A 17,313-nucleotide genomic window follows, 5' to 3' on the forward strand; every position below is an offset into this window, starting at 1 on the left:
GAAGGCACCTCTGGTTGAAGCGGAAAACTTTGCCCCTTACGGGCAGGCGATCTACCCTGCTCCCGACGACAAGCCTTTCGACAGCTAAGATGCCCAGTTGGTTTTGAATCAGGGCCAGCCCCGCTTTTACCTCATGCGCTTGCTCCGTCCTGGCCTCAAGTTCAGCCAAATAACCCGCCACACCCGTTGCACCCAGTGCCTGGGATCCCTGCACGGCAAGGAGTGGTTCATCGCCGTCGCGCCGCCTGCCGACGAGCTGCAGGTGGACGGGATTCAAGCTTTTCGAGTGGCTGGCGACTGCTTCATCAAACTGGAGCTGGGCACCTGGCACGCTGGCCCCTACTTCGACGGCGAGGAGTTTATCGACTGCTACAACCTGGAGCTGGCTGACACCAACATCACCAACCACGAGACAATCGACCTGCTCCAGACCCACAACCTGGAGTTTCAGATCATCCCTTGAGCAGCCAGATTCGGCAGCCAAGACAAATAGGTGCGGGGATCCGTGGCAGCACTACGACAGGAGCCTTGGCACTCCCCCCTATGATAAAACGGGGTCAAACCCAGCGGCGTCTTGGAGATTTGTTACTATGGCTACACTCCAACCTACCCCAGAAACCGGCAAGCTCTTGAGCACCCTGGCTCTGTTCCTGTGCCTAGGGCTGTTGTCTGCCTGCGACGGGAGCAGCGGCAGCACGGTTAGCCCCCCTAGCCTCACTCCCACCCCCACTCCCGCTGGCCGATAGTTTTGCATGCGCTGGCAGCGGCTGCTTGGCTTAAAGCAGCGGTGGGGGGTAGGGCTGGTCATTCTGCTCTGCCTTGGTCTCTTGACGGCCTGCAATGGGGAGGGATCCCCCACGGCTCCAGAGCCTCCCCGGGCAGGGGAGCTGCCAATTGCTAGCTTTCTTTGCCAGTTGGATCGCCAAACCCGCACCTTTGCTGGTCCCATCTACGCCGAGCAGCCTCAGGCTGCCATCTGCAATCCCGGTCGCCTCACCCCAGCAGCAGCCCAGAAGATGATGGATCGGTTGAACTTTCTGCGGCTGTTGCACAAGTTGCCGCCGGTGAAGCTCAATCCCGAATTCTTGGAGGCCGCTCAGCAGGCGGCCCTGCTGCAGGTGGCCAATGGCGCCCTCAGCCACCAGCCACCTCCCTCTTGGCGCTGCTTGACTCCCGCCGGAGAGGCAGGAGCCCGCTTCAGCAACCTGGCCATTGGCCCAATTCTGGAGCTGAACGGCCCTGACCCAGGGCAGGTGCTGGCCCGCCAGGTAGATATCTACTTTGCAGAGCCGGGCCGAGAGAACTTTGTAGATGTGGGTCACCGCCGCTGGAACCTCTATCCCCAGTATGCCCAAGGAGCCTACGGCATCGTCTTCGACCCGCGGGCCGGACGGGTAACTCAGGCCAATGCCAATTGGATCTTCGGCTTTGACGAGTCGGTACCGGATCCTGAGTTTATTGCTTTCCCAGAAAGAGACGGCTACCTGTACCGCCTTGAGGGGTTTTCCGGCCAGCCTTTGTCCGCCTACCGCTGGTCTTTCTCAGTGTCCAGCCGCGGCGGCTTGTCTGACCTCAGCCAGGCCCAGATCCGCATCACCGATACCCTTACCGGCGAGGCGGTGCCGGTTTGGGATATCCGGGTTGGGGATCCCGCCTTTGGCCTAGAAACCCTCACCTACTCGGTGGGATCCATTCAGCCCAATCGACCCTACTTCTTTGAGATCAGCGGCATCCGGCTCAAGGGTGGGCCGCCGCGCACCTATCGCTACACCACCACCCTCTACGACTGCGACCCTCAAGCCGGGCCAAGGCCCGCTGCCTTGACGGAAGGGCTAGGGATCCCACCTCGCTGGCTTTGGCGGGAGGATCCCTTGAACTTCCGCCGGTTCTCCCCGTAGCTGAGCCTTAACTTGTGGCCCTGGGTTGGGGTCTCAGGAATCTCGCCTTCGCTGGGAGAAACTCCGGCAAGCCCCTTTCTTGTCTACTGTTGAGAAAATCAACGGAAAGTTGAGATTTCGATACTATCGTTGCTGCCTCGTCATCAGAGAAGCTAAGGTTTAGGTATCAAAGCTTTTTTAAAAACTGCTTTAGGGGCCCTGGAGAAGCGACCTCTCTGGGGCCATGATCTGCCTACGGATCGGGCACCACACCTAGGCGGACCTTCGGCCCGAGGGCGCGGCTGCCAATGTCGGAGCGGTAGTGGGCTTTGGGGAACTGCACCTGCTCCACAGCGGCATAGGCTTGGCGCAGCGCTTCTGCCAGCGTTGCCCCTTGGCCGGTAAGACAGAGGACACGCCCACCCTCGCTGAGAAGCTGCTTGCCCACCTGGCGAGTGCCGGCATGGAACACCAGGGCCCCGGTGGCGGCGGCAGCCTCTAGGCCGGCAAGGGGGATCCCTCGCTCGTAGCTGGCGGGGTAACCGGGGGCGGCCATGACCACACAGGCGGCATAGCCGGGCTTCCACTGCAGCTGAAGATTGGCCAGTCGTCCCTCGATGCAGGCCAGCAGCACCTCGTCCAGAGGGTTTTCCAAGAGGGGCAGGATAACCTGGGCTTCGGGATCCCCAAAGCGGCAGTTGTACTCCAAGACGTAGGGATCCCCATTGGGCGTGATCATCAGGCCAGCGTAGATCACCCCTTGGTAGCGAATGCCCCGCTGTTGCAGCGCCTGCAGGGTAGGATCCAGCACTTGCGCCTGGATGCGGGCCAGCAGCTTGGGGGTGACCAGGTGAGCTGCCGGGGCGTGGGCCCCCATGCCGCCGGTGTTGGGTCCAGTATCGCCATCGCCAAGGCGCTTGTAGTCTTGTGCAGGCAGCAGCGGCAGGCAGATCTGGCCATCCGTCAGGGCCAGCACCGACACCTCTTGGCCGACGAGGAACTCCTCGATGAGCACCCGCTCGCCGGGCTTGGCCAGGGCCGCCTCTAGGGCCTGCACGGCTTCTTCTCGACTGTGGGCAACGGTCACTCCCTTGCCGGCGGCCAGCCCATCTTTTTTGATCACGACAGGATAGCTATGTTCGCCTGCCGGAGTCCTGGAATCCAGGTAGGCCAGCGCCTCGGACAAGTCGGCAAAGCCCACAGCCGGAGCCGTAGGGATCCCTGCTTCCTGCATCAGTTGCTTAGCCCAGAGCTTGCTTCCCTCCAGTTGGGCGGCGGCGCGACTGGGGCCAAAAATGGGGAGCCCCGCTGCCTGAAAGGCGTCCACAATTCCCTCCACCAAGGGCAGCTCCGGCCCCACCACCGTCAGGCGGATCCCTTGCACGGTAGCAAACCGCACCAGTCCCTCGATGTCTGTGGCGGCCAAAGCCACCGGTTGACAGCGATCCATCTGCTGGGCGCCGCCGTTGCCAGGAGCCCAGTAGACTCGAGTCACCTGAGGGGACTGCAATAGCTTCCAGACCAAAGCGTGCTCCCGTCCCCCGGAGCCAATGACCAAGGCTTGCATGGCGCTAGGGTTTCCCCGATCGCGTCAGCGGGACGTAGTCCTTACATTCTCCATTAGACCATGTTCCCGTAGCTCTTCCGTTCGCGTAAGCGGGACGTAGTCCTTATTCAACGGCAGCGGATCCCAGGTGCCTGCCCTTTCGCGTCAGCGGGACGTAGTCCTTACAGCCGCAGCGCCAGCAGGACAATGGCCAGGGCCCTCAGGGCTAACATAACCCTTTAAGCAGACAGCGCCCCTTCTACAAGATCGCTGTAGGGGCGAGGGAAGATGAGCCAAACCTGGCCTTGGGTTTCCACTAAGGCGCGCACCAGCGGCGAGAGCTGGGCAATTTCTACGTAGCCGTCCTCGGTTTTGAGTTGGATCCCTTGGTCGTAGAAGCTGTAGCCCTGGACGTGGGCGGAGCGAATTCCCAAGTAGCTTTCTGGATCCAAGCCATCTCGCTGCATCTTCTGGCTCAGAGTTGCCACCAGCTCTTGGCGTCGCTCTTCTGGCAAGCGGGTGATGTTGCGGGCTTTGAACAGATCCCGCTCCAGGTAGCGCCGCGCCAAATCGGCCAAGATGGGATCCCTCCCCGACATGGCCCAAAAGCGAAAAGGGTAGCTGAACATCACATCGTCAGCGGCCAAATAGAGGGGCAGAGGCAACTCGAAGGGATCTCCCTTTTGCGTCGCCAGCGCGGCCCAGCACCAGGCGCTCAAGATGGGATCCAACTCGATCTCCCCCTTTTGCAAGAGCACCTGCGCCCGCTTGAAGAGGCGATCCAAAATAAAGCGGGCACACAGGCTCTTGGGGTGCTGGTACACTTGGGTGTACATGAAATAGCGCACCACCAGATAGTGCTCGATGGCTCCTAGGCCTTTGCGAGCAGGAATGCAAAGGGATCCCGTCTCCGGGTCGTAGTCCAACACGGTGAGGATGCGATCCAGATCCAGGTGGCCGTATTGGGCGCCCGTAAGCAGGCTGTCCCGCATCAAGTAGTCGAAGCGATCGCAGTCCAGTTGGCTGGCAATAAGCTGCCCCACCAGCGGCAGGGGGAATTGTTTCTGCCACACCTGCTCCAGTTGGGCCGGCAGCTGCGGGTCGAACTCCGCCACCAGGGTGGCTATCTGGGGATCCTCCCGCACGATGCGCGCCGTCCAGATCTCGTGGCGGCAGCCGAAGATCTCCTCGCCTGCATGGCTAAAGGGGGCATGGCCAATGTCGTGCAGCAGAGCGGCAACCAGGGTGACGGCGCGGTAGGGGCGCAGCTCTGGGTGGCGGCGGGCCAACCTGTCAAACAGCCGCCGCGTAACCTGCAGCACTCCCACCGAGTGGGTAAAGCGAGATCCCTCGGCGCCGTGGAAGGTAAAAAAAGCCGTGTCCAACTGGCGGATGCGACGTAGGCGCTGGAAGGCCGGCGTGTCGATAAGACGAATCAGCAAGGCCTCGACCGGATCCCCGCCATCTAGGCTAATGGCGCCGTGCAGGGGATCGTGGTAGGTGCGGGACTTGCAAAAACGCAGCGCCATACTCCCACCATACTCGCTGGCTGGCGGATCTTTGGTTAGCTTGGCTGGGGGGCTTCCCCACCTCTGCAGCAAAGCTACCCTATGGGCTCCTCTTTGCAACTGGCTACGCAAGCGCCCTCGCCCCCAGACCCCAGAACCGGTGGGTTGCTGCTTTCTATGGCCATCTGGACGCTGGGTTGGGGGCTGACCGCTTGTTCTCCCCCTGCTGTTGTCGTGCCCAGCTCGACCCCCCTCACCCGCTATGTGGCTTTGGGAGCCAGCGATGCCGTTGGCTTTAACGCCTCCATCTCCTGCGATGGCCCGGCCAACGCCGCCGGCACCCGCCCGCAGCGCTCGGAGCCCCTGGATTGTCCCAACGGGACGGGGTATGTCCCGCGCCTAGCCCGCCTCCTGCCGGGGCAGGTGGAGCTCATCAACTTGGGCCGCTCGGGAGCGGTGCTCAGCCCGGCCATGCAAGCTCTAAGGGCGGGGATCCCCGCCAACGTGCTCCAGGATCAAGTGCCGCGCATCCCCCCCGACGCCACTTTGATTACTATCTGGGTAGGCGGCAACGACACCAACGCTATTGTCTTGGCAGCAGCCCAACGCGCCCTGCAGGGCGAGGATCCCTTAGCCTTTATTGAACGCCAGATCCAACAGTTTGCTGCCGACTACCAAACTCTGCTCCAGGCGGTGCGGGCTCGCGCCCCCCAAGCTCGCCTGGCAGTGGCCAACCTGCCCAACTTTGCCCTGATTCCCCTAGGCCAGCAGCAGCCCAGCGGCCTGCGGCAACTTTTGGCTCTAGTCTCCGTCAGCCTTAGCCAACGGGCCATCAACCCCCTGAGCCAACAGGGGATCCCCGTAGTGGACTTGCTCTGCGATCCCCGCTCCTACCGCCGCGAGTCTTTCTTCCCCGGCCCGCTGGCGGATGGCTTTCACCCCAACGACCGGGGATATGCCGATCTGGCGGAGGCCTTCTTGAGGATCCTAAAGCAGCCCGTCCCGCCCCAAAACCGCTGCCCGCCCTTTAGCGAGGTGGGATCCCTTTCTCCAGAGGCAAAGGCAGAGCTCTCCCCTAGAGGCTTGCTGGGGCCCGGCCTAGGGAAGAAGCCCTGAAGAGCCAGCCACCCAGTCTTACGATCGCGTAAGCGGGACGGAGTCCATAGCCGCCACCGCCGCTGTTCGCGTAAGCGGGACGGAGTCCATGGAGCGCCGCCGCCGTCCTAGGGCCAGCCGTTCCTGGTCGAGCTGGGCTTCCCCAACCGGCAGGGAAGCTACTGGCACAGACTCCTCTTCGGGCGACTGCACAAAGACCAACACTGTCGGCTTGCCGGGCAGTTGTTCCCGCACAAAGCGGCGCACCACTTGCTCCACCTCCGCCTTAAGGCCGGCCCAGTCAACCTCAAGGCTCCCCCGCTCCAGCGATCGGGCAAAGCGCGGCCAAGCTTGCTGGAGGGTGTCCTCTACCAGGGGTTTTAGGTCGGATCCCTTAAAGTTGCCCTCTCCCGCCAAGCCCAAGTGCTGCACCTGAGGCGTACAGAGCAGCCTGCCCCTGCCATCTAGGCTGATGACCACCGTCACTACCCCATCTCTGGCCATTTGCTGCCGTTCTTGCAGGATCTCGTCCATCAGCACCCCATCGTGGGAAGCGGTGATCATCTGCACCCCCGCCGGCACCCTGCCGACAACAGCGATGCGCTCCTGGTTAACCTCCACCACATCGCCGTTGTTGATGATCACGATGTTTTCCCGCGGGATCCCCATGCTCATTGCTGTTTCGGCGTGCTTGACCAGCATGCGGTATTCCCCGTGGGTAGGGACGAAGAACTTGGGGCGTGTGAGGGCAATCATCAGTTTCTGGTCTTCCTGGCAGCCGTGGCCGGAGACATGCAGCCCCTTGTCTTTGCCGTAGATAACATTGGCCCCCAGCTCCATCAGCTTGTCGATGACTCGCGTGACCGCCAGCGTGTTGCCGGGAATGGGGTTGGCCGACCAAATCACGGTATCTCCTGGCTTGATCTGCAACTGCGGGTGCTCGCCATTGGCAATGCGGGTCAGCGCGGCTAGAGGCTCGCCTTGGGAGCCAGTGGTGAGGATGATGACCTTGTCGTCCGGCAGGCTGTTGATGACATGCATGGGCTGCAGCGTCTCGTCTTTGCAGCGGATGTAACCTAGACGCCGCGCATGGGCCACTACGTTTAACATCGAGCGACCCAGCAGAGACACCACCCGGCCTTGCTGCTCGGCAATCTGCAACACCAAATTGAGGCGATGCACCGAAGAAGCAAAGGTGGTGATAATCACCCGTCCTTTGGCTTCCGCAATGGCTTTGGTAAGGCCCGGCACTACTGCGGCTTCAGAGGGAGTAAAGCCGGGTACCTCAGCGTTGGTGGAGTCGCTAATTAGACAAAGCACGCCCTTTTCCCCATGCTCGGCCAGCCGATGGAGGTCAAAGCGTTCGCCATCCACCGGCGTGTGGTCGATCTTGAAGTCGCCCGTCTGGATGACAACGCCCACCGGCGTGTGCAAGGCTATCGTAAAGCTGTCGGCGGAAGAGTGGGTATTGCGAATGAATTCGGCAAAGAAGTTCTTGCACAGGGGCACAATATCCCGCGGCCCAACTGGGCGCAATTCCGTCCGATTCAAAAGGCCAACATCGCGCAGTTTTTCCTCCAGCAGGGCCAGTGCTAAGCGCGGGCCATAGATGACCGGGATGTCAAATTCCCGTAGGTGGTAAGGGATCCCGCCGATGTGATCTTCGTGGCCATGGGTAACCACCAGTGCCCGCAGCTTGTCCCGGTTTTGCTTGATATAGGTCATGTCTGGCAGCACGATGTTGACCCCGTGCATCGTCTCATCGGGGAAAGCCAGGCCAGCATCCACCAGGATGATGTCGTCTTCGTAGCGGAAGACCCAAGTGTTTTTGCCGATCTCCCGCTCCCCGCCTAGCGGGATCATCTGCAAAGAGGAAGTGGGCCGGGCTGGAGCAGCTGCTGACCGAGAGGCAACTGAAGTCCGTGGTGTTCGCATAGACGCTGTGGATCCTCCAGATGTAACGGTTTGTAACAATTCAGCCAACCAAAAACCCCTCCAGACAAACCCCGCCAGCCAAGTCAGCGGTGCTAGCTGAATTTGGCTACTAGGACCTGTCCATTTTCCAGTCGGGAAAATGCCACGAAAGCCCCCTAGTTAGACAGAGTCATGAAGCTTTTGCTGCTTTTTGTTCAGATCCCTGGGCCCCATCCAGTAGTCCCATCCCTTGCAGCACTTGTCGCAAAACCTGTAGAGAGCTGGCCTGCAGAGGCGCTAGCGGAGGGCGCACCCGACCTACTTGCCAACCCTGCATCTCTAGCGCCGCCTTGATGGGAACGGGGTTGGTCTCGATGAACAAAACCTTAAACAGCGGAAGCAGGCGGAGATGGTGAGCCAGGGCTTGTTCGGGCTGTCCTCTGTGGTAGCTCTGGATCAACTCCTGAAGCTGTAGCCCAACCAAATGGCTAGCTACGCTGACTACCCCTCTTCCCCCCAAAGACAAAATCGGCAAGGTCAGCGAGTCATCTCCTGAGTAGATGCTAAAGCGGGAGGGGGTAAGCCGCCGAATTTCAGAAACTACGTCCATGATACCACTAGCTTCCTTGATGGCGACAATCGTCTCCATCTCCGCCAATTGCGCCACCGTTTCCGGCTGTAGGCTTACCCCCGTGCGTCCAGGGATGTTGTAGAGCATGATGGGCAAGTCGCTGGCTTGGGCAATGGCCTTGAAGTGCTCGTAGAGCCCCGCCTGGGTGGGCTTGTTGTAGTAGGGCACCACTTGGAGAGAGCCATCCAGGCCCAACTGAGCCGCTTTTTTGGTGGCTTCGATGGCCTCGCGGGTGGAGTTGGAGCCCGTGCCGGCGATAACCTTGGCTCGGCCAGCCACGGCATCTCGCACCACCCGAAACAGCTCGTACTCTTCTTGCCAGCTCAGGGTGGGAGACTCGCCAGTGGTGCCACAGACCACCAAGCCATCGCTGCCGTGGGTTACCAAGTAATCAGCCAAGCGAGCGGCTTCTTCGTAGTTGATCTCCCCCTCAGGCGTAAAGGGGGTCACCATTGCCGTCAGCACGCGACCGAAATTCACAGGTTGCCTCTCCCCATCAACCACACCGCTCGCCATCGCCGGTCTGTGACCCCGCAAAATCCAATGCTGCGGGCTAGAGCCTTGATTATCCCCTTATCATAGCTGCCTTTGGGCCAGGGATCCCGTTTGGCCGAGGGGGCTGCTTGCCAAGGCCCGGCTCACCGGTTGCTTCAGACCGGCTAAAAAGGCTAAAAAGGAGATAACCTAGAGAGGGCAGACCGTTTGAACCCAGAATGTACGGCTGCTCACCAACTCTGCCTCCAGTCGTGGGGTCAGCAGCCTTCTTGCTTTCGACCTTTGAGCTTCGAGGATTGCGATGGACGCCCTAGCCGCCCTAAAAGCGCGCATCTCCGCCGACAAGTTCGATCCCAGCCGCTCTTTATCGGAGATGGAGATCCAAGAGCTGGTTGCCTATGCTACGGAAGCTCCATCCTCCTTTAACATCCAGCACTGGCGGTTCGTAGCCGTCACCGATCCTGCAGACAAAGAGCGCCTCAAAGCCCTGGCCTACAACCAACAGAAGGTGGCGGACGCGGCAGTGGTGTTCATCGTCCTGGGGGATCTGCGGGGGTATGAGAAGCTGCCTGAAATTGTCCAAAGAGCCGTCGCTGCGGGCCTCCTCTCCCCGGAAGGGGCGGAAAGCTGGGTGAACATGGCCCAAGCCACCTACGCCAACAACCCCACTTTGGCGCGGGATGAGGCGATTCGCTCCGGGGCCCTGGCAGCCATGGCTTTGATGCTGGCGGCGCAGGCAAAGGGCTTGGCAAGCGGGCCGATGATTGGCTTTGACCCAGAAGGGGTAAAGCGGGAGTTCGGCATTGCCGACCGCTACGTGCCGGTGATGCTGCTGGCGGTGGGCTACCCTGCACCGGGCAACCTGCCGCGCAAGCCCCGCCTAGGAGTGGACGAGGTGCTGGCTTTTGGGCGAGGGCGGGAGTTTTAGGAAGCCAGAAAGTTGACCAACTTTTGCAGGCGATCCCAGGCGGCGCCGCTGGCAAGGATCTCCCGCGCTCGGTCAATTCCAGCTCTCAAGTCAGCCACAGCTCCCGCCACCTGAAGCGCCAGCGCTGCATTGAGGGCCACCACATCCCGCTGGGCAAGATCGCCGCCTCCCTGGAGGACACGGGTGAGGATGGCAGCATTTTCTGTCAAGTCCCCTCCCTGGAGAGCCTGGACGGGTGCGGCCGTGAGATCGTAATCCTGCGGGTTCAAGACCTCTAGGTGTAGGGATCCCTGGGAGAGAACGCCCAGGTCCGTGGGCTGAGCGAGGCCAGCTTCGTCAAGGCCTTCCCGGCTGTGGAGTACGATGGCTTCTTCCCGCCCCAGCAGGCGCAGGGCCTCGGCCACCACCGGCACCAGCTCCGGCGCGTAAACCCCGATAACCTGCCGGTTGGGGTAGAAAGGATTGACCAGGGGCCCCAGCAGGTTGAAAACGGTGCGCACCCTGAGAGCCCGTCGGTAGGGAGCTACCGCCCGCATAGCTGGATGCCAGTGGGGGGCAAAGAGAAAGGTGATGCCCACTTCGGTAACCGCGGCTCGTACCTGCTCTGGCTTGGCGTTGAGGTTCACCCCCAGGGCCTCCAGCACGTCTGCCGAGCCCACCTTGCCAGAGGCCGAACGGTTGCCGTGTTTTGCCACCGGGATCCCGGCAGCGCTGACCACAAAGGCCACGGCGGTGGAAATGTTGAAAGTGCCAGCCCCGTCCCCGCCGGTGCCGCAGGTATCCACCAAGAGGGGCAGGTCCAGCGGCGATCCCAGAGAAGCCCGTTGCAGCACCCGCGCCATGCCGGCCAGCTCGCTGGCGCTCACTCCCTTGGCTTGGAGAGCTGCCAGGATTGCCCCCGACACCACCTCCGGCACTTGGTTGGTGAGCCAGCCGTTCATTAACTCTTCTGCCTGGGCCTCACTAAGGGATTGCCGCTCCAGCAGTTGGCCTAGAAGCTGGGGCCAAAGGTCAGCCGTTGCCGTCATGGCTAGGGACAAGTCTTGAGAAAGCCTTCACCCTAGTATGCCCTGTTTGGGCTGCTGCGATCCCGCAGCCAAGGGATCCGGGACAGGGGCAACTGCCGCCAGAGCCCTTCGCTCCCCTTGGGATCTAACCAGCGCCAGGCCAACAAGCCCGCCGCCGAGAAAAAGGCCAAGGCCCACACCAGCGCCAGGGCCTTTTGTACCCCTGCTGGGGTCAAGCCCAGCGGAGATCCCCGGGATCCCTGGCTGACTGGAGAAGGCGGTCGGGCCGAAGGACGAGAAGAGAGCGGCGTGGCGGGAAGGGGAGGCCGCGGCAGCCGTCCCAAAGCCCTGGCCACCGCCTGAGGTCGCTGCTGCTGGCGTACCCAGCGGTTGAGCTCGGCTAGAGAGATGGCGCAGAGGTTGGAGACCCCCAGTTCCTGGATCCGCCCTACCAAGGGCCGATCGTTGCTCACCACCACCACTAGGGATCCTGGCTGCTGCTGGGCCAGGGCGTAGGCGCACTCGGCAATGGCCTGCTCCAGGCGAGCTTTTAGGGAGTGGCCGCTGGCGTTGACCTCCTCGACCCAGGCGCGGGCTGCTGAGACGGCAAACCCCAAGCTGGGCTGGTGGCGCAAAAAGGCACGCGCCGTCGACTCTTCCTGAGGCTCAATGGCTTCTCGGGCCAGGCGCTCCAGCTCAGCGCCAGCACCGCCTGAGGCAGCACACACACCCCGAAGCGGGCCCATTCCTGCCACCGAGCCAGTCGCCCAGCCAGAATTGCGGAGCTATCGAAAACAAGAAGGGGTGAGATCTCGGCCATGGGGTGCGCCTTCTAGGAGGGAGGCTTCGGGGAGAGGGATCCCTCGGCCAAGCAGAGGCGGATAGCCAGAGGATAGAGGCGATGTTCCTGGGCCTGGATGCGCCGGTAGAGCGACTCCACGGTATCTTCCGGCAGGACCGGCACCGCCGCCTGGGCCACGATGGGGCCGCTGTCCATTTCCAACGTAACCCGGTGGACGGTGCAGCCGGCGATTTTTACGCCGCACGCCAGCGCCTGCTCCACAGCCCGTAGGCCCTTGAAGCTGGGCAAGAGACTGGGGTGAAGGTTTAAAACCCGCTCCGGATAGGCAGACAGCAACACCTGAGTCACCAAGCGCATCCAGCCGGCCATGATCACCCACTCCACCTGATACTGCTGCAGCACCTCCACAATGGCGGCATCTAGCGCCTCCCGGCTGGGATAGTCGCGGTGGTTAAGGAGGACACTGGGGATCCCTCGGCGCTCGGCCCGCTGCCGCACATAGGCCTCAGGATTGTTGGTGATCACAACAGCGATGTGGGCTGGCAGCTCGCCGGCCTCGATGGCCTGGGCAATGGCCTCAAAATTGCTGCCGTTGCCGGAAGCCAAAACACCCAGGATCCCGGGCCGAGGAGGAGCTGGGATCTCGCCAGGATCGGGCCAGAGGAGGCTGGGCAAGTTCATCTCAAGGCTTTCCCACAGCAACCCTTTCTGAGGCCCCTTGCCCAAGGTACACCATCTTACCGCCCAAGCTGGGCCCGCCTCTTAAAATAGAAGGCTGACCTTGCCACCCTAGGGATCCCATGCCGCGTCGTACCGACATTCACAAGATCTTGCTCATCGGAGCGGGGCCTATTGTTATTGGCCAAGCCTGCGAGTTCGACTACTCGGGCACCCAAGCCTGCAAAGCCCTGCGAGAGGAGGGCTACGAGGTCATCCTGGTCAACTCCAACCCGGCCACCATCATGACGGATCCCAGTATGGCGGATCGCGTCTACATCGAGCCGGTGACGGCAGACTTTGTGGCCCAGATCATCGAGCGGGAGCGCCCTGATGCCCTCCTTCCCACCATGGGGGGACAGACAGCTCTCAATGTAGCGATGGAGCTAGCCCGGCGCGGGATCCTGGACCAGTACGGGGTGGAGCTAATTGGGGCCAAGCGCGAGGCCATTGAAAAAGCCGAAGACCGGGAGCTGTTTAAGCAGGCGATGCAGCGAATTGGCCTGGCCGTCCCCCGCTCAGGGTTGGCCCGCAGCCTAGAAGAAGCCAAACAGATTGCTCAAGAAATTGGCTACCCCCTCATCATCCGTCCCGCCTACACCTTGGGAGGTACAGGTGGCGGCGTGGCCTACAACCAAGAGGAGTTGGAGGAAATCTGCACCGCCGGCCTAGAGGCCAGCCCAATCTCCCAGATCCTGGTGGAGGAGTCGATCATCGGCTGGAAGGAGTTCGAGCTGGAGGTGATGCGGGATCTGGCGGACAACGTGGTCATCATCTGCTCGATTGAAAACATCGACCCCATGGGGGTCCACACCGGCGACTCCATCACCGTGGCCCCGGCGCAGACCCTCACCGACAAGGAGTACCAGCGGCTGCGCGACTACGCCATCGCCATCATGCGCGAGATTGGGGTGGAAACGGGGGGATCCAACGTGCAGTTTGCCGTCAACCCCGCCAATGGCGAAGTGCGGGTTATCGAGATGAACCCGCGGGTCTCTCGCTCTTCTGCTTTGGCCAGCAAGGCCACTGGCTTCCCCATTGCCAAGATTGCCGCCAAGCTGGCTGTGGGCTACACGCTGCCGGAGCTTCCCAATGACATTACCCGCAAAACCCCTGCCAGCTTTGAGCCCACCATTGACTATGTCGTCACCAAAATCCCCCGCTTTGCCTTTGAAAAGTTTCCTGGGGCGGAGCCCGTTTTGACAACCCAGATGAAGTCGGTGGGGGAGGTGATGGCCATTGGCCGCACCTTCCAGGAGTCCATCCAGAAGGCATTGCGGTCTTTGGAGATCGACCGCCCTGGCTTTGGCAGCGACAGGCCGGAAGTCTTCCCAACCCCAGAGGAAGTGCGGGCCAACCTGCGCACCCCCAACCCCTTCCGCCTGTTGACCATTCGCACGGCCCTGCTCATGGGTTTCTCGGTCCAGGAAATTGCCCAGCTTACCCACATCGATCCCTGGTTTATCGACAAGCTGAAGGAGTTGGTGGAGGTGGAGCAAGCCCTTAAAGGGCGGGAGTTGGGATCCCTAACGGCCGAAGACCTGCGCCATCTCAAGCAGATGGGCTTTAGCGACCGACAAATTGCCCACCTGACCGGCTCCGCGGAAGCCCAGGTGCGGGATCGCCGCAAGGCCCTGGGGGTGATCCCCACCTACAAAACCGTGGACACCTGCGCTGCCGAGTTCGAGGCGGCCACCCCTTACCAGTACTCCACCTACGAGAGCGAATCCGAGACCTTCCCCACCGCCAAGCCAAAGGTGATGATCCTGGGGGGCGGTCCCAACCGCATTGGCCAGGGGATTGAGTTCGACTACTGCTGCTGTCATGCCGTCTTTGCCCTCAGACGCCTTGGCTATGAGACCATCATGGTCAACTCCAACCCCGAGACCGTTTCCACCGACTACGACACCGCTGATCGCCTCTACTTTGAGCCCCTGACCTACGAAGAGGTGATGAACCTCGTCGAGGCCGAGCAGCCGCTAGGTCTAATCCTGCAGTTTGGCGGCCAGACCCCCCTGAAGCTGGCCCAGGGGCTAGCCGCAGCCCAAGCGCCTATCTGGGGTACTGCTCCTGACTCCATCGACATAGCCGAAGATCGCGGCCGGTTTGGGCGCCTGCTCGAGGAATTGGGGATCCGCCAGCCAGCCCACGGCCTTGCCCGCAGCGTGGAGGAGAGCCTGGAGATTGCCCGGCGCATTGGCTACCCCGTGGTGGTGCGGCCCAGCTATGTGCTGGGGGGGCGGGCCATGGAGATTGTCTATTCGGATCAAGATCTGCGGCGCTACATGCAGCTAGCGGTGGCGGTGGATCCCAACCGTCCCGTGCTGGTGGATCAGTTCTTGGAGGATGCCGTGGAGGTAGATGTGGACGCCATCGCCGACCACACCGGGGCTGTAACCATCGGCGGCATCCTGGAGCACATTGAGCAGGCCGGGATCCACTCGGGCGACTCCGCCTGTGTCTTGCCCAGCCGCACTCTCAGCCCTGCTGTGCTGCAGGTGATCCGCGACTGGACGGTGAAGTTGGCCCAAGCTCTCAAGGTGGTGGGGCTCATTAACGTCCAATACGCCGTCCAGAAAGAGCAGGTTTACGTTCTGGAAGCCAACCCGCGCGCTTCCCGCACCGTGCCGTTTGTCAGCAAAGCCATTGGCCACCCCCTGGCCGCCTACGCTGCCCAGGTGATGAGCGGCAAAACCCTGGCAGAGCTGGGCTTTACCCAGGAGGTGATCCCGCCCTACGTGGCTGTTAAGGAAGTGGTGCTGCCGTTTCACAAGTTCCCCGGCACCGACACGCTGCTGGGGCCGGAGATGCGCTCTACTGGGGAGGTGATGGGCATTGACACCGACTTTGGCCGCGCCTTTGCCAAAGCGCAACTGGCTGCTGGCCAAAACCTGCCCCTAGGGGGCACCGTGTTCATCAGCGTCAACGACCGCGACAAGCAGGCGGTGATCCCAGTGGCCCAGGAGTTGGTCAGGCTAGGCTTTCGCCTGCTGGCCACTGCCGGAACCCAGAAAGTTTTGGCCGAGCACGGGATCCCCGTCGAGAAGGTGCTCAAGCTGCACGAGGGCCGGCCCCACGTCATCGACGCCATCAAGAACGGCCAGATTCAGCTTATCGTCAACACCCCTTCTGGCGGCGAAGCCCAACAGGATGCGCAGAAGATCCGCCGCACCGCCCTGGCCTACAAGATCCCTTTGGTCACTACTCTGGCTGGAGCCAAGGCTACTGCTGCTGCCATCCGCGCTCTGCAGTCAGGATCCCTGGGGGTGAAGTCCCTGCAGGAGTTTCACGCCGAAATTGGGCGATAGGAGCCTGCCGGGGTTGCTTTTCTGAAGAAATCCTTAAGACTCCACCTTAAGAAATCCTGAAGTTCTCGACTGCAAAAACTGGCTCTTGAGGCCTGGGAAAAGGGGTGGAATATAAACTGCAATACTAATCTGCATGTTTGTATCGATAAATCAATTTATTTCACATTTTGGCTGCAGACGTTAGGTATCCTTGGCAGTTTTCTTGAGACTGTCTAGCGTGGAAGGAGAAGAATCCTCAGGGCAAGGCTGAGTAACTTCCTGAGGTCACTTTGCTAAGAGCAAGTGGGAGAAAGCTCTCCTCAAATTTTCTAGGAGTTGGCCTATGAGTGTGGTTGTTCGGCGCTCCGCTGCCGCACGGCGGCTCTGGAGCTGGGAAAGTTTTTGCCAATGGATCACTAGCACCGAAAATCGGCTTTACATCGGCTGGTTTGGCGTATTGATGATCCCGACCTTGTTGGCGGCAACCTTTTGTTTTGTGATCGCCTTCATCGCTGCGCCGCCGGTGGACGTGGACGGGATCCGCGAGCCGGTGATTGGCTCCCTGCTGGGGGGCAACAACCTCATTTCTGCGGCGGTGGTGCCCACCTCAGCCGCCATCGCCTTGCACTTCTACCCCATCTGGGAAGCTGCCTCTTTGGAGGAGTGGCTCTACAACGGCGGCCCCTACCAGCTCATCGTGTTTCACTTCCTCATCGGGGTGTGGTGCTACCTGGGCCGGCAGTGGGAGCTGAGCTACCGGCTGGGCATGCGCCCCTGGACTGCAGTGGCCTTTTCTGCGCCGGCGGCTGCCGCTACAGCGGTGCTCCTGGTCTATCCCATCGGCCAGGGCAGCTTCTCAGAGGGGCTGCCGCTAGGGATTGCCGGCACCTTCCACTTCATGCTCGCCTTCCAGGCGGAACACAACATCCTCATGCACCCGCTGCACCAACTGGCAGTGGCGGGGGTGTTCGGCGGCGCCCTACTGGCTTCTCTCCACGGCTCCCTGGTAACCTCTAGCCTGATCCGGGAGACTTCAGAAGAGGAGTCAGTCAATGCCGGCTACCGCTTTGGCCAGCAGGAGGTCACCTACAACTTCCTGGCCGGCCACTACGCCTTCTTGGGGCGGTTGGGGATCCCCAGCCTTGGCTGGCGCAACAGCCGCTCTGTCCACTTCTGGATGGCGGCCCTGCCTACCTTAGGGATCTGGGCGGCGGCAATCGGCATCGGCCTCATGGCCTTTAACCTCAATGGCTTTAACTTCAACCAGTCCATCCTGGACAGCCAAGGCCGGTTCATCCCTACCTACGCCGATCTCCTCAACCGCGCCAACTTGGGGATCCAGGCCATGCACGCCCCCAATGCCCACCACTTCCCCCTGTTGCTGGCGGCTAAAGCGGACTAGGGCTCTCCTCTAGTCCTTGATTCCCTGGACAATCAGCCACTTTGTGGCATAACCAACCTCCTGCCTTGACGGAGATGGGCTGAGCTAGTAGGCTTGCGAGTACA

14 protein-coding genes are annotated in these 17,313 nt (G+C 61.4%); 7 read left to right on the top strand and 7 right to left on the bottom strand.

Going from position 1 to position 17,313, the window contains the following annotated elements:
• Window positions 1-97: 97 nt before the first annotated feature.
• The 3 genes from NW814_RS08065 (at window position 98) to NW814_RS08075 (ending at window position 1,898) form a co-directional block, all read left to right on the top strand.
• On the top strand, window positions 98-463 hold the full coding sequence (locus NW814_RS08065) for an ureidoglycolate lyase (protein WP_414405887.1): 366 nt from the start codon (window positions 98-100) through the stop codon (window positions 461-463).
• Window positions 464-590: 127 nt separating this feature from the next.
• Window positions 591-746, top strand: a complete 156-nt coding sequence (locus NW814_RS08070) for a hypothetical protein (RefSeq protein ID WP_414405888.1) — start codon at window positions 591-593, stop codon at window positions 744-746.
• Between the two features lie 6 nt (window positions 747-752).
• Window positions 753-1,898, top strand: a complete 1,146-nt coding sequence (locus tag NW814_RS08075; protein ID WP_414405889.1) for a CAP domain-containing protein — start codon at window positions 753-755, stop codon at window positions 1,896-1,898.
• 232 nt (window positions 1,899-2,130) lie between these two features.
• On the opposite strand, the gene purD is transcribed toward NW814_RS08075, so the two are convergent.
• Together purD and NW814_RS08085 are read right to left on the bottom strand one after the other, a co-directional pair.
• A complete protein-coding gene (purD, locus tag NW814_RS08080; protein WP_414405890.1) occupies window positions 2,131-3,444 on the bottom strand; it encodes a phosphoribosylamine--glycine ligase in 1,314 nt (437 codons plus the stop codon).
• Window positions 3,445-3,662: 218 nt separating this feature from the next.
• Entirely contained in the window at window positions 3,663-4,952 is a 1,290-nt protein-coding gene (locus NW814_RS08085) for an HD domain-containing protein (RefSeq protein ID WP_414405891.1), read from the bottom strand.
• An 81-nt stretch (window positions 4,953-5,033) separates the two neighbouring features.
• Here NW814_RS08085 and NW814_RS08090 point away from each other — a divergent pair, with 81 nt between their 5' ends.
• Entirely contained in the window at window positions 5,034-6,047 is a 1,014-nt protein-coding gene (locus tag NW814_RS08090) for an SGNH/GDSL hydrolase family protein (protein ID WP_414405892.1), read from the top strand.
• A gap of 18 nt (window positions 6,048-6,065) precedes the next feature.
• Here NW814_RS08090 and NW814_RS08095 read toward each other — a convergent pair whose 3' ends face one another.
• Together NW814_RS08095 and dapA are read right to left on the bottom strand one after the other, a co-directional pair.
• Entirely contained in the window at window positions 6,066-7,961 is a 1,896-nt protein-coding gene (locus NW814_RS08095) for a ribonuclease J (protein WP_414394832.1), read from the bottom strand.
• A 169-nt stretch (window positions 7,962-8,130) separates the two neighbouring features.
• The gene (dapA, locus tag NW814_RS08100) at window positions 8,131-9,087 is read right to left on the bottom strand and encodes a 4-hydroxy-tetrahydrodipicolinate synthase (protein WP_414405893.1); all 957 of its coding nucleotides are present in this window, start codon (window positions 9,085-9,087) and stop codon (window positions 8,131-8,133) included.
• A 280-nt stretch (window positions 9,088-9,367) separates the two neighbouring features.
• Between dapA and NW814_RS08105 the strand changes: the two genes are divergently transcribed.
• Window positions 9,368-9,994, top strand: coding sequence for a nitroreductase family protein (locus tag NW814_RS08105; RefSeq protein WP_414405894.1), 627 nt, complete (start codon window positions 9,368-9,370; stop codon window positions 9,992-9,994).
• On the opposite strand, the gene trpD is transcribed toward NW814_RS08105, so the two are convergent.
• The 3 genes from trpD to purN form a co-directional block, all read right to left on the bottom strand.
• The gene (gene trpD, locus NW814_RS08110; protein ID WP_414405900.1) at window positions 9,991-11,022 is read right to left on the bottom strand and encodes an anthranilate phosphoribosyltransferase; all 1,032 of its coding nucleotides are present in this window, start codon (window positions 11,020-11,022) and stop codon (window positions 9,991-9,993) included. The two genes, NW814_RS08105 and trpD, sit on opposite strands and share 4 nt — an antisense overlap.
• A gap of 32 nt (window positions 11,023-11,054) precedes the next feature.
• Window positions 11,055-11,747, bottom strand: coding sequence for a hypothetical protein (locus NW814_RS08115; protein ID WP_414405895.1), 693 nt, complete (start codon window positions 11,745-11,747; stop codon window positions 11,055-11,057).
• Window positions 11,748-11,833: 86 nt separating this feature from the next.
• A complete protein-coding gene (gene purN, locus NW814_RS08120) occupies window positions 11,834-12,484 on the bottom strand; it encodes a phosphoribosylglycinamide formyltransferase (RefSeq protein WP_414405896.1) in 651 nt (216 codons plus the stop codon).
• 119 nt (window positions 12,485-12,603) lie between these two features.
• Here purN and carB point away from each other — a divergent pair, with 119 nt between their 5' ends.
• Both carB and psbA read left to right on the top strand, forming a co-directional pair.
• A complete protein-coding gene (gene carB, locus NW814_RS08125; protein ID WP_414405897.1) occupies window positions 12,604-15,828 on the top strand; it encodes a carbamoyl-phosphate synthase large subunit in 3,225 nt (1,074 codons plus the stop codon).
• Window positions 15,829-16,150: 322 nt separating this feature from the next.
• A complete protein-coding gene (gene psbA / locus NW814_RS08130) occupies window positions 16,151-17,209 on the top strand; it encodes a photosystem II q(b) protein (RefSeq protein ID WP_414405898.1) in 1,059 nt (352 codons plus the stop codon).
• Window positions 17,210-17,313 lie beyond the last annotated feature (104 nt).

It is taken from the genome of Synechococcus sp. R65.1, assembly GCF_047461755.1.
In the GTDB taxonomy this organism is placed as follows: domain Bacteria; phylum Cyanobacteriota; class Cyanobacteriia; order Thermostichales; family Thermostichaceae; genus Thermostichus.

What these genes read in the sequence shown, in the direction of transcription:
- NW814_RS08105 (WP_414405894.1), top strand. Translation starts at nt 9,368, where the DNA reads ATGGACGCCCTAGCCGCCCTAAAAGCGCGCATCTCCGCCGACAAGTTC.
- NW814_RS08115 (WP_414405895.1), bottom strand. Translation starts at nt 11,747, where the DNA reads ATGGGCCCGCTTCGGGGTGTGTGTGCTGCCTCAGGCGGTGCTGGCGCT.
- dapA (WP_414405893.1), bottom strand. Translation starts at nt 9,087, where the DNA reads ATGGCGAGCGGTGTGGTTGATGGGGAGAGGCAACCTGTGAATTTCGGT.
- psbA (WP_414405898.1), top strand. Translation starts at nt 16,151, where the DNA reads ATGAGTGTGGTTGTTCGGCGCTCCGCTGCCGCACGGCGGCTCTGGAGC.
- NW814_RS08075 (WP_414405889.1), top strand. Translation starts at nt 753, where the DNA reads ATGCGCTGGCAGCGGCTGCTTGGCTTAAAGCAGCGGTGGGGGGTAGGG.
- NW814_RS08070 (WP_414405888.1), top strand. Translation starts at nt 591, where the DNA reads ATGGCTACACTCCAACCTACCCCAGAAACCGGCAAGCTCTTGAGCACC.
- carB (WP_414405897.1), top strand. Translation starts at nt 12,604, where the DNA reads ATGCCGCGTCGTACCGACATTCACAAGATCTTGCTCATCGGAGCGGGG.
- NW814_RS08085 (WP_414405891.1), bottom strand. Translation starts at nt 4,952, where the DNA reads ATGGCGCTGCGTTTTTGCAAGTCCCGCACCTACCACGATCCCCTGCAC.
- NW814_RS08095 (WP_414394832.1), bottom strand. Translation starts at nt 7,961, where the DNA reads ATGCGAACACCACGGACTTCAGTTGCCTCTCGGTCAGCAGCTGCTCCA.
- purD (WP_414405890.1), bottom strand. Translation starts at nt 3,444, where the DNA reads ATGCAAGCCTTGGTCATTGGCTCCGGGGGACGGGAGCACGCTTTGGTC.
- NW814_RS08090 (WP_414405892.1), top strand. Translation starts at nt 5,034, where the DNA reads ATGGGCTCCTCTTTGCAACTGGCTACGCAAGCGCCCTCGCCCCCAGAC.
- purN (WP_414405896.1), bottom strand. Translation starts at nt 12,484, where the DNA reads ATGAACTTGCCCAGCCTCCTCTGGCCCGATCCTGGCGAGATCCCAGCT.
- trpD (WP_414405900.1), bottom strand. Translation starts at nt 11,022, where the DNA reads ATGACGGCAACGGCTGACCTTTGGCCCCAGCTTCTAGGCCAACTGCTG.